Below are 26,040 nucleotides of genomic sequence, written 5' to 3' on the forward strand. Positions count from 1 at the left end.
GCTCTTCGAGCACAGGCGGGATGCCGTCAGCCGGCGAGCACCCTGGCATCCCGCTGCGCGATGATGCTGAGCTCCGCCGCGGCGAAGGCATGTTCCTGCGTCATCGCGTGTTCGGTGCGGTCGAGGCAGTCGCGGATGAGCTGACCGAAGAACGGGTACCCGGTCTTGCCCGTCGCGTCGAAGCGGAACTGACCGTCCTGATTCACGAGCAGCACCTGCCCTCCACCGTTGTCGGTCGTGATGTCGGTGTACTTGCGCAGCTCGATGTATCCGTCGGTGCCGAGCAGCACAGTGCGCCCGTCGCCGAAGACGTCGAGTCCCGCCGGGGTGAACCAGTCCACGCGCACGTACCCGGTGGTGCCGTTGTCGAGAACCACGTGCGCGTCACCGAAGTCCTGCAGTCCCGGGGTCTCGGGATGCGCGTAGTTGGCGACCGTCGAACTGACGATCTCACCGTTCCTCGCGCCCGTGTAATAGAGCATCTGCTCGAAGTTGTGGCTGCCGATGTCGCAGATGATGCCGCCGTACTGCTCGGGATCGTAGAACCAGTCCGGGCGATCGGTGCCGATGCGATGAGGGCCGAATGAGGCCACCTGCAGCACCGTGCCGATCGCACCCTGCTCGATCAGCTGCCCCGCCAGGATCGCCGCCTCGGAGTGCACCCGCTCGCCGTAGTAGACGGCGAACATGCGGCCGGTGCGCTCGACGGCGTCTCGCGCAGCGGAGAGGTCGTCGATCGTCGTGATCGCCGGTTTGTCGGCGAAGAAGTCCTTGCCCGCATCCAGCACGCGCACTCCGAGAGGCGCCCGCTGATTCGCGATCGACGCGCTGGCGACGAGCTGCACCTCCGGATCGTCGAGCACTTCCTGCTCGCTCGACGCCGCCCGCGCCTGCGGGAACCGCTCGACGAAGTCCGCGACCTTCTCGGGGTCGGAGTCGTAGACGAGCGAGAGTGTGGCGCCGGCTTCGATGAGCTGCTCGACCATGCCCTGGATGTGCCCGTGCGCCAGTCCCACGGCCGCGAACACGAATTCCCCGGGGCCGACGACCGGCTCGGGCAGCGGTCCGAAAGTGTAAGTGCGGGTCATCGGTCGTTCTCCTCGTCGGTCACGTCGCCATCGGTCACGTCGTAGGTGCGCAGGCGTCCGCACATGCCGAATCCGCGGTCCCCCACCGAGGGTACGGCCTGGTGCACGCGGGCGTCGGCGAGGTGCGCCACAGAACCGGATGCGACGGCCTCGGTGAGCGCGAGCGACTGCTCGGCCTGTGCCAACGGACGCTCTCGCACGAGGTCGCCCCAGTCCCGTGCACGTTCGTGCACGAGGGCACCCGCGGCGATATGGAAGGCGTCGAGAGCCGTGCGGTCACCGCCGACGACCGCATCCCGCAGGGACTCGAATCCGGTCACGGCCAGGTCGCGCCGTGCGGTCGCACGCTCTGCTCGTCCGGCTTCGCCTCCGAGCGACGCCGCAGCAGCGTAGGCATCGGCGTCGGCCACGATGTCAGCCGGGAACGTCATCACGGCATCGCCCGCCTCGGGCAGCCCGGCGTTGCTCATCAGCACGACGACCCGCAGATCGCCGTGGTTGACCGCGCGGTGGATCGTGCCTGGGGTGAACCAGACGACCGATCCCGCCGACAGGGCGGTCTCTCGGAACCCGTCTGCGTCGATCGTCTGCAGTGCGCCGTGCCCCGAGACCACAACGTACGCCTCGGTCGAGACGAGGTGCATGTGCGGGCTCCCGCCGCAGATGCCGTCCGGCGCGGCATCCGTGTAGATGTCGAGGTGCGACAACGACGTGCCGCCGGGGAACGAGGATGCGGTCATGATGCCGCCTCCACGAGCGACGCGGTCTTCTCGTAGAAGTGCGGCGCGTTCGCGACGAGCTGTCCTGCGCGGTAATAAGGGTCGGATGCCGCGATCGGCAGAGACACGAACTGTCGCTCGAACCCCGCTTTGTAGATGGCGGTCACCACCTCGACGGCGTTCCGACCGTCCTGACCTCCCGCGATCGGCGGCCGACCGTCTCGGATCGCGCCGAGAAGGTCGCCGATCTGCCCCGCGTGTCCGAGATGCGCGAGCGGGGTGCGCTCGGCGACGAGCGCCTCGATACGCGCCACCACGTCGGGCGCTCCCCCCTCTTCGGGGAATCCGTCGGCACGGGCACGCTCGGCCGCGACCGAGAACGGCTGCGACACTCGGGCATTCGCCCCCTGGATCACGATCGCCTGCTCCTGCCCGTGGTGCACGACGGAGCTGGTCAGCTGGGCGAGGCCCCGGTCGTAGCGGAAGATCGCGACCGAGAGGTCCTCGACCTCGGCGTTGTCGTGCTGCGCGTTGGCGAGCATCGCGGTGATCTCACTCGGGCTGCCCAGCAGCCACAGCAACAGGTCTATGTGGTGGATGGCGTGGTTGAGCGTGCATCCGCCACCCTCCTTCTCCCACGTGCCGCGCCACCAGAGGTCGTAGTAGGGCAGCCCCCGCCACCATGCCGAGTCGACGCGGACGTGCGAGATCGAGCCGAGCAGCCCGGAGTCGACGACCTCTTTGAGAGTCGCGAGGTCGTCGCGGAAGCGGTTCTGGGCCACGACCGACAGCACCGCGCCCGAGCGCTCCTGCGCCGCGAGCATCGCATCGCATTCTTCAAGCGAAGGCGCCATGGGCTTCTCGACCAGCACGTGGATGCCGGCGTCGAGAGCCGCGACCGCGAGAGAGGCATGCGTCGACGGCGGCGTCGCGATGCTCACGAGGTCGACCAGCCCCGAAGCGATCATCTCGAGCGGATCGTCGAACGTCGCCACAGCTGCGAGATCGAATGCCTGAGCCTTCTGCGCGGCCTTGCCGGGGATCACGTCGGCGAGCGCCGCGATCTCGCAGTCATCCGGGAACGTGAGGTATCCCTCGATGTGCGCGTCGGCGATCCCACCGGTGCCGATGATTCCGATCCTGAGCATCCACTGCCTCCTCGATGAGGTGTTACTACGTATTACTAAGACGTAGTAGATACTATCGAGACCGTCACCGGTCACGTCAAGCCCTGAAAGGACGGATGCCATGGAGAAACGCCCGACCAGCCACGACGTCGCGCATCTCGCCGGGGTGTCGCAGTCGACCGTGTCGTTCGTCTTCACCGGCCGTGCCGGTATCTCCGAGGCCACGCGCGAGAAGGTGCTGCGCGCAGCATCCGAACTCAACTACCGACCGAACCTCGCCGCCAGATCGATGCGCACGCAGCGCACCGGACGACTCGCCGTGGTCGTGCCGATCGCGACGATGAATCCGCTCACGCTGCTGTCGGGGTCGATCGCCGCGGCCCGCGACGAGGGGTACGTCGTCGAGGTCGTGAGCCTGCCCGAGGAGCAGACCGCGCGCGACGAGAGACTGGCCGAGGTCGTCGAGTCCGGGCAGTACGAGGGAATTCTCGCGTTCACGCCGCTCCCCTTCACCGACACGACCGGCGGTGGGCCCATCGTGCTCTCGGTCGGCGAGTTCGACGACGCCATGCACATGACCGGCGAGTTCACCGACTCACGTCCGATCGCCGAGATGATCGAGCGGCTCGCCGCACAGGGACACCGACGCTTCATCCACCTCGCCGGCGCCGAGGACTTCCCTTCGGCACGAGCTCGTCGCGCGGCCTATCTCGATGCGATCGAGCGACTCGGTCTCGAGTCACTCGGAGTCACCGACGGCGACTGGAGCGGGAAGGCCGGAGAGGATGCGATCGCCGCGCTGCCCGACGATGCGCCGCCACTCGCGGTGATCGCTGCGAACGACGTCATCGCCACCGGCGCGATCCGGGCGGCCACCCGACGAGGGTGGAAGCTGCCCGACCATGTCGCCGTGACCGGATGGGACGATCACCACCAGAGCGCCTTCCTCGTGCCCTCGCTGACGAGCGTGGCGCAGGACCGCGAACGCCTCGGCGCGTATTCGATGCACCGACTCATCGCAGCGGTGCGGGGTGGAGAGCCTCCCGAGAAGCCCGCCGGTCTGCTCACCATCGTGTGGCGCGAATCGACCGAGTCCCCTCGATGACTACCGTGGAAGTGGAGGCCCCCATGAAGATCCTGATCCCGAACACCATCGACCTGCCCGTCACCGCCGACGTCGAGGCGGTCGTGTACGACATCGACGCGGCAATCCCGGAAGAGCACCGAGACGCCGAGGTTCTGGTCGTCTGGCACAACTCGTCGGCCTGGCTGCAGGAGGCCGCGCGCGTGCTCCCCCGGCTGCGGCTCGTGCAGGCTCTCGCCTCCGGTGCCGATGTGGTGCTGAACGCCGGGTTCGGCGACGAAGTGCGCGTGTGCTCCGGCCGCTCGCTGCACGACGGTCCGGTCGCCGAGCACGCCCTCGCGCTGATCCTCGGCGCGGTGCGGCGCCTCGATCGACTCCACGATGCGCAGCGGGAGCACCGCTGGGACGAGGACTTCAATGACGTGCAGAGCGCTTCCGGCACGCAGGGGCGGTACACGCTCGCCGGCGCGCGGGTGACGATCTGGGGCTTCGGCTCGATCGCCGGCACGCTCGCTCCCCTCCTCACGGCGCTGGGCGCCGAGGTGCAGGGCATCGCCCGCAGCGCAGGCACCCGGTCGGGATACCCGGTGCACGCGGATGCCGACGCCACGGAGATCCTCGCCGAGACCGACCTGCTCGTCTCGATCCTCCCCGCCACCGCCGAGACCACCGGTCTGTTCGATGCTGAGGTCTTCGGTGCGCTCAAGCCGGGCGCGGCCTTCGTGAACGTCGGCCGTGGTGCCACGGTCGATGAGACCGCCTTGATCGCAGCGCTGGAGTCGGGCCGACTGCGCGCCGCTGCCGTCGATGTCACGAAGTCCGAGCCGCTTCCGGCATCCGATCCGCTCTGGGACGCGCCGAACCTGCTCATCACGCCGCACGTCGCGGGCAACCGGCCGGTCGGTGCCGCGAAGCTCGTCGACCAGAACGTCACCCGGCTGATCGCCGGCGACGATCTCATCAACCAGGTGCGCCCGTAGGTCTGGACACTGCGCGACGAGCGGCGCATGCTGATCCCATGACCGCCTTTCAGACCACACATGCATTCAGCGGCTTCAGCGTCGACGACGTCGACGCCGCCCGCTCGTTCTACGGCGACACCCTCGGGTTGGACGTCACCACCAACGCCATGGGCTTTCTCGACATCCACCTGCCTGACGGTGGCTCGATCCTCGTCTACGCCAAGCCGAATCACGAGCCCGCCAGCTTCACGATCCTGAACTTCCCCGTCGACGACGTCGAGGGCGCCGTCGACGACCTGAACGGACGTGGCGTCGTGACGAAGATCTACGACGACTCGGAGTTCGCGACGGATGCCAAGGGCATCCTGCGCGGTGGCCCGGATCGCGGCCCCGACATCGCCTGGTTCCGCGACCCTGCCGGCAACGTGCTCGCCGTGCTGGCCGCCGGCTGACTCGCGCGGTGCACGCGAGACCCATCGTTGCGCTCGGGACCCACGCGCACGCAGTGGGTCTCGTGCGCGGGCGCCGGTCTCGCGACCCATGCCCCCTCGCCCCGTAGGCTGAAATGGTGACGGGCACCGGTATCACCCTCTCCCAGCTCGAAGCGATCGTGGCGGTCGTCGACCACGGCTCGTTCACCGCCGCAGCCGACGTGCTCGGAATCTCGCAGCCGTCGCTCTCCCGACGCATCCACGCGCTCGAATCGACACTGGGAACCCAGCTGTTCGCGGCGTCGGGTCGGGCGATGGAACTCACGGATGCGGGACTCAACACCCTCGCTGCCGGGCGCCGAGCTCTCGGCGAGGTCGCGACGATCCGCGCGATGTCAGCCTCGACGCGGGCACTCACCACGGGAACCCTGCGCATCGCGAGCCTCCCCTCACTCGTGGCGGCCGCCTCGCCAGCCCTGATCGGCCGATTCCATCGGCAGCACCCCGGGGTGCGCATCGACGTGTTCGGTCTCGAGGAGCCCGTCGACATCGTCGACGCGCTGCGCACCGGACGCGCAGATGTCGCGATCACGACGATCGAGCGGATCCCGAGCGACCTCCAGGCCCTCCCTCTGCCTTCGCAGGTGATGGTCGCGGTACTCCCTCACGGCACGGACTCGACGGACACCTTGCGTCGTGAGCATCTCGTAGATCGCACGCTGGTCACGCTGCCCCGGGGCACGTCGATCCGCGCACTGACCGATTCGGTCTATCGCGAGCTGCGCACATCACCCTCCCGCGTGATCACCACGACCCAACGCGACTCGCTCGTGCCGCTCGCGGTGGCATCCGGGGCGATGACGATCGTGCCCGAGGTGCTCGCGTCGTCAGCCGAGCGCATCGGCGGGGTCATCGTCGAGCTTCCGACCACGACGGAGCGTGCGGTAGGGCTCGTGCACGTTCCCGCCCCCATTCAGAACCCTGCGCTCGCGGAGTTCCTCGAGCTGGCCCGCTGACCCATCGGGTATCGCGCCGCAAGTCATGCGGCGCACAGATCGACGTCCGCACCGCGAGAGGCCGCTTCCACCGGCTGTGAGGGCAACGGCGCCTCCGCGCTCTCTCTCGGCAGCCCTTCGAAGTCGGCTCCGAGAAGCAACTGGATGCCGTCGTTCTCCCCCGCCTCGACGGTCAGCGGTACGCCCAGCTCCTGGGCGAGATTCGCCGCGGTCTCCTGCGCCTCGGGGCTCGCCCCGGCGATCAGTCGACTGACGTCGAGCGGTCCGTCGGCATTACCTCGTAGCGCGACGCTGTATCCGAGGCCGGCCGCCTCGTCGCCGACCCGCCCGGCGAGTCCATCCACACCGCTCCCGTTCAGGACGGCGACGGAAGCGGAGCGTTCAGGTGCGACCGAGGCGTCACCGCCCGCGAGGACGATGGGAACGTCGTCGAGAACAGCGCGGAAGACGATTCCCGCGTCCGAGCTCGCCACGACGCGGTTGGCGTCGCCCGGCGCCGGTTCCCACGGCATCGTCAGAAAGGTGATGTTCGCGAGGGGAACCTGAGCTGCGCGCGTCGCGAGGGAGACCAATGCGGGGATGCCCGCGAGCTCCGGGTCGACCGTCATCGACGACGTCGCCGCATCGAGGAACGAATAGAGCTTGATCGGATTCGTGAGCACATCGGTGCGAGTCACCTCCTGCACGATGGCGGACATCACCATCTGCTGGTGGCCGAGCCGCGAGATGTCGCTCCCGTCCGCCAGCGCGTGACGGGTTCGGGCGAGGGCGAGAGCCTGCGCCCCGTTCACGAGTTGCTCGCCTGCGGGGAGGTCGAGCTGCGCGTGACCGTCCGCCAATGGCTCGGGCAGACAGACGTCGACACCGCCGAGAGCATCGACCATCCGCTCGAACCCCTCGAAGTCGAGCTCCATGAAGTGGTCCACTCGCACGCCCGTCAGAGTCTCGACGGCTGCGACCGAGCATGCGGGCCCGTTGTTGAGCGCCGAGTTCAGCATCCCGCGACCGGCCGAGCGGGCGCCGTCGCCGAGGTCGTCGCACACCGGAAGATCGACGAGAGTGTCTCGAGGCAGCTGGATCGCGTCGATCCGAGATCGATCCGCGGCGAAGTGCGCCAGGACCATGGCGTCGCTGCGCTGCGTGCCGTCGCCGACACCGAACGTCTCGCTCGACAGGTCGCGACTGTCAGAACCCAGGAAGAGCACGTTCAGATCGCCCTCGTCCTCGGTGTCGGGCGCATCGTCGTCGACCGGCGCAGAGCTCGGCCGGATCGGAGCGGTCGCGACATTCGAATCCAATCGAACGACCGCCACCGCCGCGACCGCGATCACGACGACCGCGAGCAGTCCGGCGATCACGCCGACCCGCCTTCTCCGAATGCGTCGACGACGCATCCCCCGATCCGCCTCCGCAGCTCGGGGATCGGTCTCGGTCTCTGTCTCGTCGTTCGGGCTCACCACCCCTTCAGCGCATCACACGCACTGCGGCGAGCGCCAATAGCCTCGACGGCGCGACCCATGCGCTGAGAGTATGCAGCTCCCACCTCGAGACCCGCGCGAGTGCATGAGACCCGTGGCGAAGAGGCGGGGCTCACGCAGGAGAACGGGGCCCGCGGTAATCCGCGTGCCGGCGCCGGCGGTCCGCCGTCAGGCGAGAAGGCGGTCGAACAGGGCGTTCATCGCGGGATCGACGCGCTGCAACTCAGAGTGCGAGTCGTGCCAGTCGATGATCTCTCGCGCCGCGGTGTGCAACGGCACGACCGGGGCGAAGTCGGGCACGATGCTGCGGATCTTCGTGTTGTCGAAGACCACGGAGTGCGCCATATCTCCTCTGAGCTGCCCGGCACGCTCGGGGGCCGCTTCCTCGATCGCCGCGCTCGTCGCGTAGCGGATCTTCGGTTCGGCGCCGGCCGCGCGTCCGAGGATCGAGTAGATCTCGTTCCACGTGTAGACGAAGTCGCTGGTGATCTGGAAGGTGTCCCCGTAGGCGAGCGGGTTGCCGAGCAGCCCGGCGAAACCGACCGCGAAATCGCTCGAGTGGGTGAGGGTCCACAGCGACGTGCCATCGCCGTGCACGATGATCTCCTCACCGCGGCGGATGCGATCGATCGCCGTCCACCCGCCGAACGCGGGAATCGTCCACCTGTCGTAGGTGTGCGATGGGCGCAACACCGTGACCGGGAAACCGCGGTCGCGGTACGCAGCCGTGAGCAGATCTTCGCAGGCGATCTTGTCGCGCGAGTATTGCCAGTACGGATTGCGCAGCGGCGTGGACTCGGTGATCGGCAGACGCGACACCGGCTTCTGATAGGCGGATGCCGAGCTGATGAAGACGTACTGCCCCGTGCGACCCTCGAAGCGGTCGATGTCGCGCTGCACCTGGTCAGGAGTGAACGCGATCATGTCTGCGACCACGTCGAACTCGCGGCCGGCGAGAGCCGCGTCGACCGCCTCGGCATCCGAGATGTCCGCCGTCAGCACCTCGACACCGTCGGCGGGCCCACGACGTGACTGCCCACGGTTCAGCAGCGTCACCTCCATGCCCCGTGAGGCTGCGAGCGCACTCGCCGCCGAGGAGATGATTCCGGTTCCACCGATGAACAACACCGTCGTCGCAGTCATGCCTTCGACTCTATCGACGGGCCGGTGCCAGCGGCCGGGGATGCCTGGCTCTACGCCTCAGACGACGGTGGCGCCGGGCGTGGCCGCGAACTCCTCGAGAGCGGCGATGACGTCGACGGAGAGCACGACCTGGCTCGCCGCGACGGCATCGTCGATCTGGCCGGTGCGAGAGGCACCGATGATCGCCGTGGTCACCACCGGGTCGCGCAGCACCCAGGCGATCGCGAGCTGCGGGATCGACAGGCCCGCGTCTTTCGCGACGCGATCGATGCCGCGGATGCGCTCGAGGTAGTTGTCGGTCAGAGCTGATCCGTTGAGGAAGTGGCTGTTGGCCGCGCGCGAATCGGCGGGGACGTCACCGTCGATGTACTTGCCGGTGAGCAGGCCCTGGGCGAGCGGCGAGAACACCGCGCTGCCGACCTTCAGCTCGCGCAGCGTCGGGAACAGCTCGGCCTCGGGCGTGCGGTCGAACAGCGAGTAGCGGGGCTGGTGCAGCAGCAGCTTCACCCCCTGTTCGGCAAGCAGCTCATACGCCCGACGCGCGAGCTCGGCGGGGTAGTTGGAGATGCCGACGTACAGCGCCTTGCCGCTGCGCACGATGTCGGCGAGCGCCGTCACGGTCTCCTCGAGCGGGGTCTCGGGGTCGGGGCGGTGCGAGTAGAACACGTCGACGTAGTCGGTGTTCATGCGCGTGAGGCTCTGCTCGAGCGAGCGCGTCAGGTACTTGCGCGAGCCGCCGTCGCCGAAGGGTCCGGGCCACATGTCGTATCCGGCCTTGGTCGTCACGAACAGCTCGTCACGGTAGCGGGCGAGTCCGCTGTCGAGCACGGCACCGAAGGTCGACTCGGCCGATCCGTAGGGCGGGCCGTAGTTGTTGGCGAGGTCGATGTGCACGACCCCGCGGTCGAAGGCGTGCAGCACGATCTCACGCTGGCTGTCGAAGGAGCGGTCCCGCCCGAAGTTCTGCCAGAGGCCCAGCGAGACCTTGGGCAGCTGCACGCCGCTGGCGCCGGCGCGCTGGAAAGGCACATCGGTGTACCGGGTGGAGGCGGCTTCGAAGGGAGTCGTCAGGCGGGGGTCATCGGCAGCGATGGGCATGAGGGATGCTCCTATAGGCGAGGCGGGGGAAGGGCTTCAGGATAGCGCTTGCCCGCATGGTGTGCGGCGATCTCCGCCGCTCCGCCATCACTCATCCGAAGAGGGTGAGCGTGCCCCACCAGGCAAGGGATCCGAGGCTACCGTGGGGCGGCAGGCATCACCGGCTGCACGAGGAACAGGAGCCACCATGACACCCGACCTGACATCGCTCGCCAGCGAGGCATATGTCTTCGGCTTTCCTCTGGTGTTCAACCTCGACCAGGTGCAGAGGTACGTGAACGAGGGCGTCGGAGCGAACCCGGCGGCTCCCTTCAATACATTCAGCCATGCGCGCACGATGGCGGGGCCCGCAGACACGTTCGTGACGATCAACAACGACACCCTCTACTCGATGGCTCAGATCGACCTCAGCGTCGGCCCCGTGCTCCTGCAGGTGCCGGATACGGCGGGGCGCTACTACGTCCTGCAGTTCGTCGATGCATGGACCAACAACTTCGCCTATGTCGGACACCGCGCCACGGGCACGCAGGCCGCGGCATTTCTGCTCGTCCCTCCCGGCTGGTCGGGCGACGCGCGGGACGACGTCACCACGATCGAGTTCCCCACCCGCATCGCGTCGATCGTCGGCCGCTGGGCATGCGCTGGGGACCACGACCTCGCATCCGTCGCTGCCTTGCAGGATGGGACCACGTTGACGGCGCTGGCCCCGGACGCACGGCCGACCGGCATCCCGCAGCCTGCAGCCTCCGACTCCGATGCCCTCGTCTTCTTCGACAAGGTGCGCCTGTGGAGCCACGAATTCCCCCCTCCGGAGCGCGACCGGTCGCTCCAAGAGAGTTTTACGCCTCTGGGACTCAACGACTCCGATCGGTCGATACCCGACGTCGACGAGGAGATCGCGTCTGCACTCGCCGCGGGCTACGAGCATGGCCGAGCGCTCATCGAGAAGGTGCTCCACTCGGGCGGCGCGAGCCCCGAGGTGAACGGTTGGAAACTCACCTTCCACGCGTTCGACTACAACCTCGACTACTTCCGGACCGGCGCGCTGGACGATCCACGGTTCACGATCACCGACCCGAAGATGCGGATCATAGAACGAGCGGCCGCAGCTGCAGGAGGCCTGTGGGGGAACCACGCCTACGAGGCGGCGTACATCATGACCTACATCGACGATCACGGTGAGCAGCTCACCGGATCGCGCACGTACACCCTGCACCTCGACCCCACACCTCCTGTCGGCGCTTTCTGGTCGCTGACGATGTACGACGTGCCGAACTTCTTCATGGTGGAGAATCCGATCCGCAGGTACTCGATCGGAGACCGCACCCAGGGCATCGTGTACGAGCCGGACGGTTCGCTGACGATCACGATCAGTCACAGCGAGCCCGCCGACCCCACTGCCCGGGCGAACTGGCTGCCGTCACCCGCCGGCGACTTCCGCCCCGTGCTGCGCATGTACGAGCCGGGCGAGGCAGTGCTCGACCGCAGCTACGAAGTGCCCTCGATCGTCCGCAGCTGACGCACCCGCAGGACACTGAAGACGCGCCGCGCTCGACGGGGCTCGCAGCGCCGGTCGCGGCACATCGGGGTCCCGACCGACCGCTGTCAACCACTCCGACGAAGTCTGACGGGCGAGGTAACGTGGCGCGGAGTCGGCGAACGTCGCATCCATCCGCGCTACGCGGGATACGAGAAGAGGTCCATGATGGGCGGGACCCCACCGTCGAAGCTGTCCGACACGTCGAACGCCATCGTCGTGACCGGAGCACGTGTGCACAACCTTCGTGACGTCGACGTCGCGATACCCCGAGACTCCCTCGTCGCCTTCACCGGCGTCTCGGGTTCGGGAAAGAGCTCTCTCGCCTTCGGCACGCTGTACGCCGAAGCGCAGCGTCGCTACTTCGAGTCGGTGGCGCCCTATGCGCGGCGCCTGATGAGCCAGGTCGACATCCCCGACGTCGACACCATCTCGGGGCTGCCTCCGGCGGTCGCCCTCCCCCAGCAGCGCACCGCCGGCAGTGCTCGATCGACCGTCGGCAGCGCCACGTCGATCGGCAACGTCGTGCGCATGCTGTTCTCGCGCGTCGGCACCTACCCGTCTGGAGCAGAGCCGCTGTTCGCCGAAGACTTCTCGGCGAACACCGTGCAGGGCGCCTGCCCGCGGTGCCACGGGATCGGCCAGGTCTACGACGTGCCTCTGCACCTCATGGTGCCCGATGAGTCGTTGACGATCCGCGACCGTGCTCTCGACGCCTGGCCGAGGGCGTGGCACGGCAAGCAGCTCATCGACAGCCTGATCTCCCTCGGCTACGACATCGACATCCCGTGGCGCGACGTGCCGGAAGAGCAGCGTCAGTGGGTGCTGTACACCGAGGAGTCGCCTCAGGTTCCGGTGTTCACCGACCGCGGCCCGGCGCAGGTGCGCAAGGCTGTCGCGGCCGGCATCGAGCCGTCGTACATGAGCACGTTCGTCGGAGTGAGACAGTACGTGCTCAACACCTTCGCCAACTCGAAGAGCGCGAAGATGCGCGAGAAGGCAGCGAGCTTCATGGTCAGCGTCCGCTGCCCGCTGTGCGACGGGCGCCGGCTGAAGCCGGAGGCTCTCGCCGTGACGTTCGCCGGTCTCGACATCACCGAGATGGCCGGGCTGCCGCTCGCCGATCTCGCTGCTCTCCTCGAGACGGTGCTCGACCGATCCGACAGCGGGTCGGCCGCGGATGCATCCGATCACCCGGCGCTCTCGCCCGAGAAGCAGCTCGCGGCGCACCGGCTGGTCGATGAGCTGCGAGATCGCGTCTCCCCCATCATCGAGCTCGGTCTCGGCTACCTCTCGCTGGATCGATCGACCCCCACGCTCTCGTCCGGGGAGTTGCAGCGGATGCGGCTCGCCACCCAGGTGCTCTCGCAGCTGTTCGGGGTCATGTTCGTGCTCGACGAACCGTCTGCCGGACTCCATCCCGCCGACGGCGAAGCGCTCGTGCGCATCCTTCGCTCGCTCAGAGATTCAGGGAACACGGTCTTCTTCGTCGAGCACTCCCTCGATGTGATCCGGCATGCGGACTGGATCGTCGACATCGGCCCGGGTGCAGGAGCCACCGGAGGCGAGATCGTCTACTCCGGCCCGATCGACGGCCTCCGAGAGGCGGAGCACTCGCAGACCCGGCGCTACCTGTTCCCCGATCACGCGCGCGCCGAACAGCCGACGACACCGGTGTCCGCTTCTCGTGAGGCCGACGGCCAGCTCGTGCTCTCCGACGTCTCACGGAACAACCTCCGCAGCGTCTCGGTGTCGATCCCCCTCGGCTGCCTCACCGCCGTCACCGGCGTCTCCGGCTCGGGCAAGACGTCTCTCGTCACCCAGGCACTGCCCGATCTGCTGCACAAGAGCCTGTCCAGCGAGGTCGATGGCTCGACGATCGACACATCGAGCGACACACAGAGCACCACGGCAGCGGATCCGCTGTTCTCCTCGCCGACGGCCGAGACCACAGGGCGTGCTTCCGGTCCGGCCAGCCGGGTGCGGCGCGTCGTGCAGGTCAGTCAGAAGCCGATCGGCCGCACGTCACGATCGAATGTGGCGACGTATACGGGACTCTTCGACCGTGTCCGCGCTCTGTTCGCCGCCACGCCCGAAGCACGCCGGCGGCGATATGCCGCGAGCCGATTCTCGTTCAACCTGGCGAGCGGGCGCTGCCCCACCTGCAAGGGCGAGGGCACGGTCGAGGTGGAGCTGCTCTTCCTCCCCACCGTCCACGCCCCCTGCAGCACGTGCGGCGGCACCCGCTACAACCCGGAGACCCTCGAGATCGAACTGCACGGACACACGATCGCCGATGTCCTCGCCCTGAGCGTGAACGATGCGCGTGTTCTCTTCGACGACGATGCCGACGTCGCGCGGCACCTCGACGCCCTTCTCGACGTGGGGCTCGGATACCTGCCGCTGGGTCAATCGGCGACGGAGCTCTCGGGCGGCGAGGCGCAGCGCGTGAAGCTCGCTTCCGAACTCCGGCGTGCCCAGCACGGCGACACCCTCTATCTGCTCGACGAGCCCACGTCCGGACTGCATCCGTCGGACACCGATCGCTTGCTCGTGCATCTTCAGCATCTGGTGGATGCGGGCAACACCGTCGTGATGGTCGAGCACGACATGCGCGTGGTCGCGCAGGCCGACTGGGTGATCGATATGGGCCCCGGCGCCGGAGACCTCGGCGGGACGGTCGTGGCCGAGGGGACTCCGCGGGCCATCGCCTCGGCGAGCGGCGGCACGACGGCTGCGTACCTTGCAGCGGCCATTGCAGCGCAGGAACTCAGAATCAGAGCCTGACCGAAAAATCCGCTGCCGCACGGGTCGCCGAAGGCTGCGCATCTCACACCGCCGGATCGATGAAGTGAGGCGTTCGCTCCACAGACGTAACGTCGCGCGTGGTCGCCGGAAACGCCGCTCGTCCATGCTCGATTCAGCTGAGCATCCGTGCTCCCGTCCTGTGGAGGTCATGTGTCATACGTCAAGCCCGCCGAGCTCGCCACCCGCATGGTCGACGCCGGCGCATACAAACTGCAGCTGTCCACGCGCGACACCCTCATCCGCGCCTTCATGGGCGCAGCCCTGCTGACGATCGCCGCGGCCTTCGCCGTCACGGTCTCGACACAGACCGGTCAGCCGCTCCTGGGCGCAGTGCTCTTCCCGGTCGGGTTCGTGATGCTCTACCTGCTCGGGTACGACCTGCTCACCGGAGTCTTCACTCTCGGACCGCTCGCGGTGCTCGACCGTCGCCCGGGAGCGACCTTCGGGTCGCTGATGCGCAACTGGGGTCTGGTCTTCCTCGGCAACTTCGGCGGCGCCTTCCTGGTGGCGATCCTGATGGCGATCTACTTCACCTACGGATTCTCGACCGCACCGAGTGCCGTCGGCGAGGCGATCAGCGAGATCGGACACGGTCGCACGGTCGGGTACGCAGACCACGGCGCCGCCGGGATGCTGACCCTGTTCATCCGCGGCGTGCTCTGCAACTGGATGGTGTCGACGGGCGTCGTGCTGGCCATGGTCTCAGACAGCACGATCGGCAAGATCGTCGCGATGTGGCTGCCGATCATGCTGTTCTTCTACATGGGCTTCGAGCACTCCATCGTCAACATGTTCCTGTTCCCGTCCGGTCTGCTGATGGGTGCCGACTTCACCGTGTGGGACTACATCGTCTGGAACGAGCTGCCCACCGTCGTCGGCAACCTCGTCGGGGGTCTCGCGTTCGTCGGGCTGCCGATCTACTTCACGCACGGACGCCCGAAGGCTCGGAAGACCCGCGACGCACGCGCTGCTCTGCGACGGGCGCGCTCCGTCGTGGCCGAAGCCCCCGCCGACACCGCCTCGGTGGCCCGCCAGGAGGCCGGCTCGGAGCTCGAGCGCTCGCGAGTCTGACACCGAGGGCAAGAGGGCGGATGCTGCGGCATCCGCCCTCTTCCCCTGTGCGAGCCGCTCCTGGCGCTTCGTATGCGCGTCAGGCGGAGCGGAATCGATCGATGATGACGTCCGCGATCCGCGCGTCGACACCGAGAGGCGCGGACACCAGGTCTGCGCCGGACTTCTCCACGAGTCCGGCGAAGTATCCGGGAGCCAGGACGTGGCTCGCCGCGATCACCCGTGTCGCCCCGTCCCGCCGTGCTGCGGCGACGGCGTCGCCGATCTTCGGTTCGATCGCCGAGGCGTATCCGATCGTGATGGGGGTGGGGATGAGACGAGCGAGGTGCTCCGACGCGGCAGCCACATCGGCGACGGCCGCCGGATTGCTCGAACCGGCGGCAGCGAGCACGACGTGGTCGCCCGGGAGCCACACGTCGTCGACGGCCGCACGCAGACGGGTGGCCAGCACCTCGGCGATTAGCGGGTGGGTGCCCAGCGGCTCCCCCTGCAGGACGTTGTCATGCGGTCTCACGGCGTCAGCGATGTCGACGGCCGTGTGGAAGCCCACCGACAGCAGCAGCGGCACCACGACGACGTCGTCGAGCACCCATTCCTGCTCGATCACATCGAGCACTGTGGGCTCCTGCACGTCGACGAACGCCTGCACGACCCTCGAGTCCGGTAGCCGCTGCCGCACGAGGTCGACGAGCGCCTCGATCGTGCGCCGGCCCGCCGGGGAGTCCGTGCCGTGAGAGCAGGCGACGAGTGTGGTCATTCGGTGTCCTCCATGGTGAGCCGATACCCGCGCTTCACGACCGTCTGGATGGCGGTCGCTCCACCGAGCGCCTCGCGGAGCCGTGCGACCGCCACCTCGACGGCGTGCGCGTTCTCGCCGCCCCTCGGCAACACGAGACCGAGCTGTTCCCTGGAGACCACCCGGCCCGCGGCATCGAAGAGTTCGCTGAGGATGCTGGAGCCGGCACGGGAGAGCGGCACGAAGCGACCATCGAGCAGCACGCCGCGGCTGCGCATCTCCATGGTGCCCGCAGCCGTTCGCCTCTGTGGGGCTGCTCCGGAGGCGAAGTGGTCGACGACGCAGCGAACCAGCGAACCGAGCCGTCCACGGGCTGCGAGCATGGTGTTCAGCTCGGCGCTGCGCAGCGGTGCCGCGGTGATCGGGCCGACAGCTGCGAGCAGCAGACGTCCGGCCTCCGCGCGTCGGCGGATCGCGTCGAGCGTGTCCGCGCGGATCGCGGCCCTGACCCACTCGGCCGCACCCGGCGCGGAGGTGAAGAGCACGGCGTCGACCTCACCGGAGCCGGCCTGCACCACGGAGCGGTGCACGATCTGCGGGTCGGGCGGCGGCCCCCAGCGGTAGACGGTGATGCTCACGATGTCGGCGCCGAGGTCGGCGAGCAGCGTGTCGAGTCCGTCGGCACCCGCACCGTGGTGCTGGATCGCGATGCGACGCCCGGCGACGCCTTCAGCCGTGAGGTACTCCGCCACCTCCGCCGAGGTCTCGGACTCCGCGACCCAGTCGGCGGTGAACCCCGCCTGCTGGATCGCGCCGTGCGCCTTCGGTCCCCGAGCGACGAACTGCGCACCTGTGAGCGCGGTCGACAGCTCTTCGGCCAGATCGTTCTCGTGCGCTGCGTCGATCCAGCCGCGGAACCCGACACCCGTCGTCACGATCACGATGTCCGGCGGATCCGCGATCAGATCGCGGGTGCGGGCGAGCAGATCCTCGTTGTCTTCGTTCGGGATGATGCTCAGCGCCGGCGCACGATAGACCTGCCCCCCTCGGCGTTCCAGCGCGGTGACGAGGTCGCCCGCGCGCCGGTCTGCGGCCACGACGATGGTGCATCCGGCCAGAGCCGGCGAGAGGGGGGCACGGGTCGTCACGCCAGAGCAGCCCCGATGGCCGACGGCGAAGGCAGCAGCAGGCGCTCGCTCGCGACCTCTCCGATCACGATCACGGCGGGATTGCGGAGTCCCACAGCGGCGGCATCCTCGACTGCACGCCCGAGGGTCGTACGCGTCGTGCGCTGGTGCGGCGTGTGCCCGCTCTCCACGAATGCGACAGGACGGTCCTTCGGAACGCCGTGCGCGATCGCGGATTCCACCAGACGTCCGAGAGCTGCGACGCCCATCAGGACGACCGTCGTCACCGTCGCATCAGCCATGGCCTCCAAGGTACCCGGCCCGAGCCCGCCCTGCCCGTTCACGACGTGGAAGGCGGCCGCCGTGCCGCGATGCGTGACCGGGATGCCGGCCGACTGCGGCACCGCGATTGCGCTCGTGATTCCCGGGGTGACGTCGACGGGGATTCCTGCAGCGAGGCACGCGAGCATCTCCTCGCCCCCGCGGCCGAACACGAACGGGTCGCCGCCCTTGAGACGCACCACCCGCAGACCGGCAGCGGCGCGCTCGACGAGGATCCGGTTGATCTCCTCCTGCGGGACCGGGTGTCGTCCCGGTTGCTTGCCCACGTCGATCACCTCGACATCGGGATCGAGCCCCTGCACGATCTCGGCTGCGGGCCCCAGTCGATCGGTGACGAGCACATCGGCCTCCGCGATCAATCTCCGCGCGCGCACGGTCATCAGATCCGCAGGACCAGGACCGCCGCCGACCAGGTCGACTCGGCCGCTGCGCGCGCCCCGTCGGCGCCGGAGCGGCAGCCCGCCATCATCGCCCAGAGCGATGATCGCATCGCGCACGGCCATGGAGCGGCGAGGATCCGCACCGACGGTGCTGGTGACCGCGACCGTCACGTCACCGACTCCCGCCTGTGCGGTCAGCCTTGCCGATCCGCGTGAGCCGTCCGAGGCGTTGATGCAGAGGACCCGCTGCAGCTCGCACTGCTCGACGACCGCGCGATCCACATGCGAGTCGCCCGTCGCGGTGTGCACCAACCACGCGCCCGCGAGGTCCGATGCTCGGAACTCCCGACCCTGCCAGGCGACTCCGTGGCTCTCGACGAGCCGCACAGTGTCCTCATGCAGCGCCGGCGCGACGATCCGCACACTCGCACCCTCCGCGAGGAAGCGACGGAGCCGCTTCGCGGCCACCTCACCTCCTCCCACGAGCAGCACGTCACGTCCCGTCAGATTGACACCCAGCATCACGGTCATCGGATCTCCTCGATGTCGAGCTCGACGTGACCGTCGACGACGATCACGCTCCACACCCGCAGCGAAGCGGGTTCCCTGCCCTGTGTCTCGAGGCACTCGCCCGTGCGCAGATCGAACACCTGCTTGTGCATCGGCGACGCAAGGGTCGGTACCTCACCCCGGCTGCCGACGATGCCGCGCGACATGACGTGTGCACCGCTGTACGGGTCGAGGTTCGACACGGCGTGCACCGACGCGTCCGCCAGCAGGAAGAGTGCGACCTGGACCGTCCCGAAGAGCGCCGCCCTGCCGCGCTCGACCTCCAGATCACCGACGGCGCACACTCGGACCCGACTGCCGGTGGTGGTCATCGCCGCACCTCCAGCGTCGTGCCCGCGATCAGCACCGAACCGTCGCTGCGCTCCTCGGCCGTGGCCGGGCGCACCTGGCCTCGTTCCGGCACATAGGCGAGTGATGGGTCGGGGGTATCCGCGGCGTTCACGAACGACTCGAATCGCCGGAGCTTGACCGGGTCCCGCAGGGTCGCGGCCCATTCGTCCTCGTACCGATCGACGTGCACGGCCATCGCCGTGTCGAGGTCATCGCAGATGCCGAGTTCGTCGTCGAAGATCACCGACCGCAGTCCGTCCAGCCCGCCGTCGAGCTCCGCGCACCACCCGGCAGTGCGCTGCAGACGATCCGCCGTGCGAATGTAATACATGAAGAAGCGGTCGATCGCGCGGATCAGACCTTCGTCGTCGAGACCAGACGCGAGAAGCTCAGCGTGCCTCGGCGAGAACCCGCCGTTGCCACCGACGTACATGTTCCAGCCCGTCTCGGTCGCGATCACACCGACGTCCTTCGACCGAGCCTCCGCGCATTCTCGTGCGCACCCCGAGACGCCCACCTTGAGCTTGTGCGGCGCGCGCAGCCCGCGGTAGCGCAACTCCAGCCGCACCGCCATCCCCACCGCATCCAGCACACCGTAGCGACACCACGTCGAGCCGACGCATGACTTCACCGTTCGCAGCGCCTTGCCGTACGCCTGTCCCGATTCGAAGCCGGCGTCGACCAGTCGCTGCCAGATCTGCGGCAGCTGCTCGAGACGGGCACCGAACATGTCGATGCGCTGCCCGCCCGTGATCTTCGTGTAGAGGCCGTACGACTCGGCGATGTTGCCGATCGCGATGAGCCCCGCCGGCGTGACCTCGCCACCCGGCATCCTCGGCACCACCGAATAGGTGCCGTCCTTCTGCATGTTGGCCATCACGTGATCGTTGGTGTCCTGCAGCGACGCGTTCTCACCGTCGAGGACATGCGCTCCGACCAGCACCGCGAGGATGCTGGCGAGGGCCGGCTTGCAGATGTCGCAGCCACGCCCGGTGCCGAAGCGCCCGATGATCGCGCTGAAAGTCGAGAGCTCCGACACTCGCACCGCGTCGAAGAGCTGCCGGCGTGACATCGCGAAGTGCTCGCACAACGCATCGGACGTCGTCTGCCCGAGCTTCGTCATCTCCTGCCCGACGATCTTCTTCACTGCGAAGATGCACGATCCGCAGGTGGCGCCCGCCTTGGTACATGCCTTCACGGCGGCGGCATCCGTGCAGCCCTCCGCGTGGACGGCGTCGCGGATACGCCCGGCGGTCACATTCGAACAGGAACAGATCACCGCGTCGTCTGGGAGTTCGTTGTCGGGGAGAGCGGCACCGCCTTCGGGCAGCAGATAGGCGGCAGGGTCAGCGCCCAGCGGCGCGCCCACCAACGGACGCAGGGAGCCGTAGGCCGAGGCGTCGCCGACGAGGATGCCACCGAGCAGCGTCTTCGCGTCATCGGAGAGGACGAGCTTCTTGTAGACGCCGCTCACCGGGTCGGTGTACACCACGTCGAGGGCATTCGGGGTGACGGCCATCGCATCGCCGAAACTCGCGACGTCGACACCCGAGAGCTTGAGCTTGGCCGATTCGTCGTACCCGGGGAACGTCGCGTCGCCCCCGAGCAGCCGGGTGGCGGCCACCTCCGCCATCGCGTACCCCGGGGCGACGAGCCCGACCGAGCGCCCGTCGTAGTTGGCGACCTCACCGATCGCGAGGATGTGCTCATCGGCGGTGCGGCACCGGGAATCGATCAGCACACCGCCGGACGGATGCACGTCGAGCTGAGCGAGCCTCGCGAGCGAGTCCTGCGGACGCACGCCGACCGTGAAGATCACGATGTCGGTGTCGTGCATGGTGCCGTCCTGGAACTGCAGCGTCGCGACCGCCCCGGATGCATCGGGGTCCAGGCGGGTGGTCCGCGTCCCGGTTCGGACAGCGATCCCCTTCGATTCGATGAGGCGCCGGAGGACGGTTCCGCCCGCCAGATCTAGCTGTGCGGACATGAGCCGGTCGGAGGACTGCACGACGGTGCATCCGACGTCGAGCCCCTGCAGCGCCCCCGCTGCTTCGAGTCCGAGCAGACCACCGCCGATCACCGTGCCGCGAAGCGGCCGCCCGAGCTGCAGCTCACGGCGTGTGACGAACTCGCGGATGGCCTCGAGGTCGTCGATCGTCCGATAGACGAAGCATCCGGGGAGTTTCGCCCCGTCGATCGCCGGCCGCAGCGCGTATGAACCCGTCGCGAGCACGAGCGTGCCGTACGCATGGATCGCGCCTGACCGCGTGCGCACCGACCGCGCGCTGCGATCGATGCTCATGACCCGGTCGTCTCGGATGAAACGCACTCGCTCGTCGGCAAGGACGCCGGCATCGAGCTCGAGGTCATCGGCGCTGGCACCCCCGAAGTATGAGGACAGCCCGACGCGGTCGTAGGGCGCTCGCGCTTCCTCACCGATCAGGGTGACGGAGCGGGATTCGCCCTCGGACCGCAGCAGACTCTCGACGAAACGATGCGCGACCATACCTGCACCGACCACCACGACATCTGCCGATGTGTTGCTTCCAGCGATCACGAGCCCTCCTCTGTCCGTGATCCGACCGTAGGCAACCGGTGTTTCACGGAGAGACGAGTCGCTGTTACGCCGAGCGAACGTTCTGCTCACTTTCCGATAACGCCGATGTGAGACCGTCGCGCCGCTGAGGGATCCACGCGCGGTCCTGAGAGCATGACGCACGACGGATCGCGGGAAGGAGGAAGGCTGGATGAGCTTATGAAAATAGGCTCTGACCGGGAAAATACTGCGGAGACGAGGGGATTTGAACCCCTGGTCCCCGTGAGGGGACTCCACCTTAGCAGGGTGGTGCACTCGGCCGGACTATGCGACGTCTCCAGGCATCCGCTCCGTGAAGACCGGATGCACCTTGCAATCATAACGGGTTCAGCGGGCAGTCACGAATCGCCGTACCGATCGTTGAACGACGACCGGGAAGCTCGCGACGTTTCGTCTCAGTCGACTCCGTCGTCTTCGCTCAACGACCGGGGGTTTCCCTTCCGGTCGTTGAGCGAGGACCGCGAAGCGGCCCGAGACGAAACGCGGTCCATTCCAAAGAACGCCTCGCGACGTTTCGTCTCAGTCGACTCCGTCGTCTTCGCTCAACGACCGGGGGGTTTCCCTTCCGGTCGTTGAGCGAGGACCGCGAAGCGGCCCGAGACGAAACGCGGCCCATTCCACAAAACGCCTCGCGACGTTTCGTCTCAGTCGACTGCGTCGTCTTCGCTCAACGACCGGGGTTCGACTGCGTCGTCCTCGCTCAACGACCGGGGACGCCCGCGCTCGACTCCCGCACGACGAGCTCGGGCTGGAACCGTACACGGCGGTCATGCTCCACTCCATCGAGTTCCTTGAGCAGCAGGTCGACACCGGTCCAGCCGAGCAGCCGAGCGGGCTGGCGCACCGAACTCAGCGGCACGACGGTCGCCGAGGCGAAGTCGATGTCGTCATAGCCGACCATCGCGATGTCCTCGGGCACGCGGATCGCGGATCCGAAGCTGAAGGCCTGCAGAAGTCCGACGGCGAGGAGGTCGTTGGCGGCGAAGACCGCATCCGGGCGCGATTCCGCCGGACGCGCCGCGATCACCTCGCCGGCCGCCCTCCCCTGGAGCACGGTGAGCGCGGACTGCTCGAAGATCTCGAGCGTGACATCAGGGTGAGCAGCCACGGCCTTCTGCACCCCGCGAAGACGGTCGGCGACCTGCTGCACCGACTGCGGGCCGCCGACGAACGCCAGTCGGCGCCGCCCGGACGCAAGCAGGTGCTCGGCCGCGAGCCGCCCGCCCTCGACGTCGTCGACCGACACGGACGGCAGCAGACCCTCCTCCACCTCGCGGTCGACGAGGATCACCGGCATTCCGCCGGAGGCGAAGCGATGCACGGCAGAGAGATCTTCTGACGCGGGGGTGAGCAGCACGCCGTTGACACGCTGCTCCTGGAAGAGCTCGAGGTGCGCCAGCTGCCGTTCGTCGCGCTCGTCGCTGTTGCCGAGCAGCACGGTCATGCCGGCATCCGCTGCTCTGTCCTCCGCGCCTCGCACCACCTCGGCGAAGAAGGGGTTGCCGATGTCGGGTACGACGAGTCCGATGCTTCGGCTACGACCGGCGCGCAGCTGTCTGGCCGCGTCGTTGCGCACGAAGCCGAGTTCCTGGATCACGCGCTGCACGCGCTCGATCGTTCGCGCGGAGACTCGCTCCGGCTGGTTGAGCACGTTCGAGACGGTACCGACCGAGACGCCGGCCGCAGCCGCGACGTCCTTCACCCCTACTGCCATGGCGTGCCTCCGTCCGTCCGCGCGTCTGCCAACGACTACCTTCTCATCCCTCGCGGTTCTCCCGGCGCCGACGACGCCCGGGCACGGCCACGACGGCGAGTGCCGCGCAGCCGATCCCCGCGATGAACAGGGGCGCGAGCGCCCAGGTGACGACACCGGTGAAGATCGCTGCAGCCGCGATGTAGGCGGCGCCCGCGGCATCCGCCCTGATCGCTCCAGGAACGGAGCGAACCGCCGCGACCCATCCGTTCTCGGGGGCCCACGCCCCCGCTGCGAGGAGCAGGGCGACGGCGAGAGCGAGAAGTCCCGCCCAGCCGACGACCGCGATGGCCTCGCCACCGGGCAGGGCACCGGACCCGGCGAGCACCACGTCGATCGTGAGCACGGTCGCGATCAGGGCGGCCGGCACACCGACGGCGAGCGACGGCAGGATGCCGGCGCGCACGTCGCCCCAGAACAGCGCTGTGCGCGAGTCCTCGGCCGCGACGAAGCGTCGCAGGTGACGGATGCCGGCGGCCAACGCGATCGGCAGCGTGACGACGCCGAGCGCGATGATCGTCATGAGCAGCCCGACGGTGAGCACTTCTCCGAACAGACCGAACTTCGCCGCAGCGCCGGGGTTCACCCCCGGCTCGACGCCGGCGACCGTGGGGCCGGCGCCTGAGCGTGCCTCACGCGTCGCTGCCCGCTGGGCCCGACGGTCTCCGCTGATGACCGACATGACTAACCCTTGAGTCCCTGCGTGGCCACGCCGTCGACGAGGAACCGCTGGAAGACGACGAAGAACAGCAGCACGGGCAGCAGTGCGACGAACGAGGCCGTGACCGTCGCGCCGTAGTCGGACGAGGAGGTCTGGTCGTTGTAGAGACGCAGTGCGATCGGCAGTGGGTAGTTCTCGGGGCTGGTCAGGTAGAGCAGCGGTCCGAGGAAGTCGTTCCACGCCCAGATGAACGAGAAGATCGCGCAGGTGATCAGCGCCGGCTTGATGAGCGGCAGGATGATCGACCAGAAGATCCGCAGGTGACCCGCGCCGTCGATGCGCGCGGCCTCGTCCATGTCGCGGGGCATCTGACGGATGAACTGCACGAGCAGGAAGACGAAGAACGCCTCCGTGGCGAGGAACTTCGGCAGAATCAGCGGAATGAACGTGTCGACCCAGCCGAGCTGATTGAAGATGATGTACTGCGGGATGATCACGACATGGAACGGCAGCAGCAGCGTGCCGATCATCGCCGCGAACAGCACCCCGAGACCCTTGAACTGCACCCGGGCGAACGCGTAGGCCGCGAGTGCCGAGGAGAGCACCGTGCCGACGACTGCGGAGACCGCGAGGATCAGCGAGTTCAGGAAGAAGCGCCACATCGGCACTCCGGCGATGCCCTCCATGACCTTGCCGTAGTTGTCGATGGTCGGCGCCTGCGGGAACAGGCCCGGGTTCTGACCGAACTCGGAGTTCGGCTTGAACGTCGACAGGAACAGCCACAGCAGCGGGTAGAGCACCACCGCGGTGAGCACGATCAGTCCGATGAACCAGATGACGGTCTGCCAGGTCTTGCGCTTGATCCTGCGACGAGGGGCAGGCGGGCCGCCGGGCATCGTCTGCTGTGCGGCGAACACCGGAGTCGACGCGGCGCCGGACGTGGTGGCCTGGTTGGAGGTACTCATTTGTCGTCTCCCGAGTAGTGCACCCACGACCTCTGGGTGCGGAAGAGGATGAAGGCGATGATAGCGACGACGACCAACAGAACCCACGCGATCGCAGCCGCGTAGCCCATCTGTCCGTCGGAGAATCCACGCTTGTACAGGTACACGGTGATGAAGTTCGTCATACCGGCGGGGCCGCCCGTGCCGTTGGAGATGATGTACGCCGAGGCGAACACCTGGAAGGCGCCGATCAGACCGAGCAGCAGGTTGAAGAACATCACCGGCGAGAGCATCGGGATCGTCACCGCGCGGAACCGGCGGTACGCGTTCGCGCCGTCCATCTCGGCCGCCTCATACAGCTCTTTCGGGATCTGCTTGAGACCGGCGAGGAAGATGACCATCGTCGCGCCGAACTGCCACACGGCGAGCAGGATCATCATCGGGAGCACGAGGCTCGGGTTTCCGATCCACCCACCGAGGTTGACCCCGAAGATCTGCAGACCGCTGTCGACCGGGCCGTCGGAGGAGAACATCGCCCGCCACACGATCGCGACCGACACCGACCCGCCGATGAGCGACGGAGCGTAGAACGCCGAGCGGAAGAACCCGGCCCCCTTGTCGCGGTAGTTCAGCAGCATCGCCACGGCCAGCGCCGCTGCCAGGGTGATCGGGGTACCGATGAACACGTAGACCAGGGTGATCTGCGCCGACTGGATGAAGTTCGGGTCGTTCGTGAACAGGCGGATGTAGTTGTCCAGGCCGATCCACTTCGGCGGCTGGAAGATGTTGTACTTCGTGAAGGAGAGGTACAGGGAGTACACCATCGGCACACCGGTCAGACCGAAGAAACCGATCAGCCAGGGCGTCAGAAACGCATAGCCGGTCGCCGTCTCGCGGCGCAGGCGGGCCTTCTGACCCGGCCTGTCGAGCTCGTTCTCTGGGCGGCGGCCGCTGCGCAGCGCCTTCCCGCGCCCGGACTTCTTGCCCGTGACGATCGTCCTCGTAGCCGTCGTGCTCATGACAGCTCCTTCCGAAGTGG

At 68.0% G+C, this 26,040-nt stretch carries 22 protein-coding genes and 1 tRNA gene; 7 read left to right on the forward strand and 16 right to left on the reverse strand.

Going from position 1 to position 26,040, the window contains the following annotated elements; genetic code table 11:
• Positions 1-26: 26 nt before the first annotated feature.
• Genes ACZZZN_RS12065 through ACZZZN_RS12075 form a run of 3 tightly spaced genes read right to left on the reverse strand, consistent with a single transcriptional unit; the run spans position 27 to position 2,955 of the window.
• Entirely contained in the window at positions 27-1,088 is a 1,062-nt protein-coding gene (locus tag ACZZZN_RS12065) for a Gfo/Idh/MocA family protein (RefSeq protein ID WP_463505384.1), read from the reverse strand.
• Entirely contained in the window at positions 1,085-1,828 is a 744-nt protein-coding gene (locus ACZZZN_RS12070) for a cupin domain-containing protein (RefSeq protein WP_463505385.1), read from the reverse strand. The genes ACZZZN_RS12065 and ACZZZN_RS12070 overlap by 4 nt, the downstream gene beginning before the upstream one ends.
• Positions 1,825-2,955: a Gfo/Idh/MocA family protein gene (locus ACZZZN_RS12075; RefSeq protein WP_463505386.1), complete on the reverse strand. Its 1,131-nt coding sequence runs from the start codon at positions 2,953-2,955 to the stop codon at positions 1,825-1,827. The genes ACZZZN_RS12070 and ACZZZN_RS12075 overlap by 4 nt, the downstream gene beginning before the upstream one ends.
• 100 nt (positions 2,956-3,055) lie before the next feature.
• Here ACZZZN_RS12075 and ACZZZN_RS12080 point away from each other — a divergent pair, with 100 nt between their 5' ends.
• The 4 genes from ACZZZN_RS12080 (at position 3,056) to ACZZZN_RS12095 (ending at position 6,427) form a co-directional block, all read left to right on the forward strand.
• Positions 3,056-4,039: a LacI family DNA-binding transcriptional regulator gene (locus ACZZZN_RS12080; RefSeq protein ID WP_463505387.1), complete on the forward strand. Its 984-nt coding sequence runs from the start codon at positions 3,056-3,058 to the stop codon at positions 4,037-4,039.
• Between the two features lie 23 nt (positions 4,040-4,062).
• Complete coding sequence (locus tag ACZZZN_RS12085) at positions 4,063-4,998, forward strand: NAD(P)-dependent oxidoreductase (protein ID WP_463505388.1); 936 nt, start codon at positions 4,063-4,065, stop codon at positions 4,996-4,998.
• 38 nt (positions 4,999-5,036) lie between these two features.
• Positions 5,037-5,432, forward strand: coding sequence for a VOC family protein (locus ACZZZN_RS12090; RefSeq protein WP_463505389.1), 396 nt, complete (start codon positions 5,037-5,039; stop codon positions 5,430-5,432).
• Positions 5,433-5,548: 116 nt separating this feature from the next.
• Positions 5,549-6,427 (forward strand): LysR family transcriptional regulator, encoded by an 879-nt coding sequence (locus tag ACZZZN_RS12095; RefSeq protein ID WP_463505390.1) that lies wholly within the window; start codon positions 5,549-5,551, stop codon positions 6,425-6,427.
• Positions 6,428-6,450: 23 nt separating this feature from the next.
• On the opposite strand, the gene ACZZZN_RS12100 is transcribed toward ACZZZN_RS12095, so the two are convergent.
• From ACZZZN_RS12100 to ACZZZN_RS12110, 3 genes are all read right to left on the reverse strand, one after another.
• Positions 6,451-7,785 carry an LCP family protein gene (locus ACZZZN_RS12100; RefSeq protein ID WP_463505391.1) on the reverse strand — a complete coding sequence of 445 codons (1,335 nt, stop codon included), beginning with the start codon at positions 7,783-7,785 and terminating at the stop codon, positions 6,451-6,453.
• A 288-nt stretch (positions 7,786-8,073) separates the two neighbouring features.
• Positions 8,074-9,048, reverse strand: coding sequence for an NAD-dependent epimerase/dehydratase family protein (locus ACZZZN_RS12105; protein WP_463505392.1), 975 nt, complete (start codon positions 9,046-9,048; stop codon positions 8,074-8,076).
• A 57-nt stretch (positions 9,049-9,105) separates the two neighbouring features.
• The gene (locus ACZZZN_RS12110; protein ID WP_463505393.1) at positions 9,106-10,146 is read right to left on the reverse strand and encodes an aldo/keto reductase; all 1,041 of its coding nucleotides are present in this window, start codon (positions 10,144-10,146) and stop codon (positions 9,106-9,108) included.
• A gap of 187 nt (positions 10,147-10,333) precedes the next feature.
• On the opposite strand from ACZZZN_RS12110, the gene ACZZZN_RS12115 reads away from it, so the two are divergent.
• From ACZZZN_RS12115 to ACZZZN_RS12125, 3 genes are all read left to right on the forward strand, one after another.
• Complete coding sequence (locus ACZZZN_RS12115) at positions 10,334-11,665, forward strand: DUF1254 domain-containing protein (protein ID WP_463505394.1); 1,332 nt, start codon at positions 10,334-10,336, stop codon at positions 11,663-11,665.
• 183 nt (positions 11,666-11,848) lie between these two features.
• On the forward strand, positions 11,849-14,470 hold the full coding sequence (locus ACZZZN_RS12120; protein WP_463505395.1) for an excinuclease ABC subunit UvrA: 2,622 nt from the start codon (positions 11,849-11,851) through the stop codon (positions 14,468-14,470).
• A gap of 171 nt (positions 14,471-14,641) precedes the next feature.
• Entirely contained in the window at positions 14,642-15,562 is a 921-nt protein-coding gene (locus tag ACZZZN_RS12125) for a formate/nitrite transporter family protein (protein ID WP_463505396.1), read from the forward strand.
• 79 nt (positions 15,563-15,641) lie between these two features.
• On the opposite strand, the gene ACZZZN_RS12130 is transcribed toward ACZZZN_RS12125, so the two are convergent.
• The 10 genes from ACZZZN_RS12130 to ACZZZN_RS12175 all read right to left on the reverse strand — a co-directional run bounded on the left by ACZZZN_RS12130 (position 15,642) and on the right by ACZZZN_RS12175 (position 26,020).
• Positions 15,642-16,319, reverse strand: coding sequence for a sirohydrochlorin chelatase (locus ACZZZN_RS12130; protein WP_463505397.1), 678 nt, complete (start codon positions 16,317-16,319; stop codon positions 15,642-15,644).
• Entirely contained in the window at positions 16,316-17,446 is a 1,131-nt protein-coding gene (locus tag ACZZZN_RS12135) for a uroporphyrinogen-III synthase (protein WP_463505398.1), read from the reverse strand. The genes ACZZZN_RS12130 and ACZZZN_RS12135 overlap by 4 nt, the downstream gene beginning before the upstream one ends.
• The gene (gene cobA / locus ACZZZN_RS12140) at positions 17,443-18,678 is read right to left on the reverse strand and encodes a uroporphyrinogen-III C-methyltransferase (RefSeq protein ID WP_463505399.1); all 1,236 of its coding nucleotides are present in this window, start codon (positions 18,676-18,678) and stop codon (positions 17,443-17,445) included. Before cobA ends, ACZZZN_RS12135 begins: the two co-directional genes overlap by 4 nt.
• Positions 18,675-19,028 (reverse strand): nitrite reductase small subunit NirD, encoded by a 354-nt coding sequence (gene nirD / locus ACZZZN_RS12145; RefSeq protein ID WP_463505400.1) that lies wholly within the window; start codon positions 19,026-19,028, stop codon positions 18,675-18,677. Before nirD ends, cobA begins: the two co-directional genes overlap by 4 nt.
• Positions 19,025-21,553 (reverse strand): nitrite reductase large subunit NirB, encoded by a 2,529-nt coding sequence (gene nirB, locus ACZZZN_RS12150; protein WP_463506591.1) that lies wholly within the window; start codon positions 21,551-21,553, stop codon positions 19,025-19,027. The genes nirD and nirB overlap by 4 nt, the downstream gene beginning before the upstream one ends.
• Positions 21,554-21,833: 280 nt before the next feature.
• Positions 21,834-21,922, reverse strand: a tRNA-Ser gene (locus ACZZZN_RS12155).
• 421 nt (positions 21,923-22,343) lie between these two features.
• Positions 22,344-23,357 (reverse strand): LacI family DNA-binding transcriptional regulator, encoded by a 1,014-nt coding sequence (locus ACZZZN_RS12160; RefSeq protein ID WP_463505401.1) that lies wholly within the window; start codon positions 23,355-23,357, stop codon positions 22,344-22,346.
• 43 nt (positions 23,358-23,400) lie between these two features.
• Positions 23,401-24,078: a hypothetical protein gene (locus tag ACZZZN_RS12165; protein WP_463505402.1), complete on the reverse strand. Its 678-nt coding sequence runs from the start codon at positions 24,076-24,078 to the stop codon at positions 23,401-23,403.
• A gap of 2 nt (positions 24,079-24,080) precedes the next feature.
• Positions 24,081-25,022 carry a carbohydrate ABC transporter permease gene (locus tag ACZZZN_RS12170; RefSeq protein WP_463505403.1) on the reverse strand — a complete coding sequence of 314 codons (942 nt, stop codon included), beginning with the start codon at positions 25,020-25,022 and terminating at the stop codon, positions 24,081-24,083.
• The gene (locus ACZZZN_RS12175; protein WP_463505404.1) at positions 25,019-26,020 is read right to left on the reverse strand and encodes a carbohydrate ABC transporter permease; all 1,002 of its coding nucleotides are present in this window, start codon (positions 26,018-26,020) and stop codon (positions 25,019-25,021) included. The genes ACZZZN_RS12170 and ACZZZN_RS12175 overlap by 4 nt, the downstream gene beginning before the upstream one ends.
• Positions 26,021-26,040: the final 20 nt, after the last annotated feature.

Source organism: Microbacterium sp. AC145 (assembly GCF_979258505.1).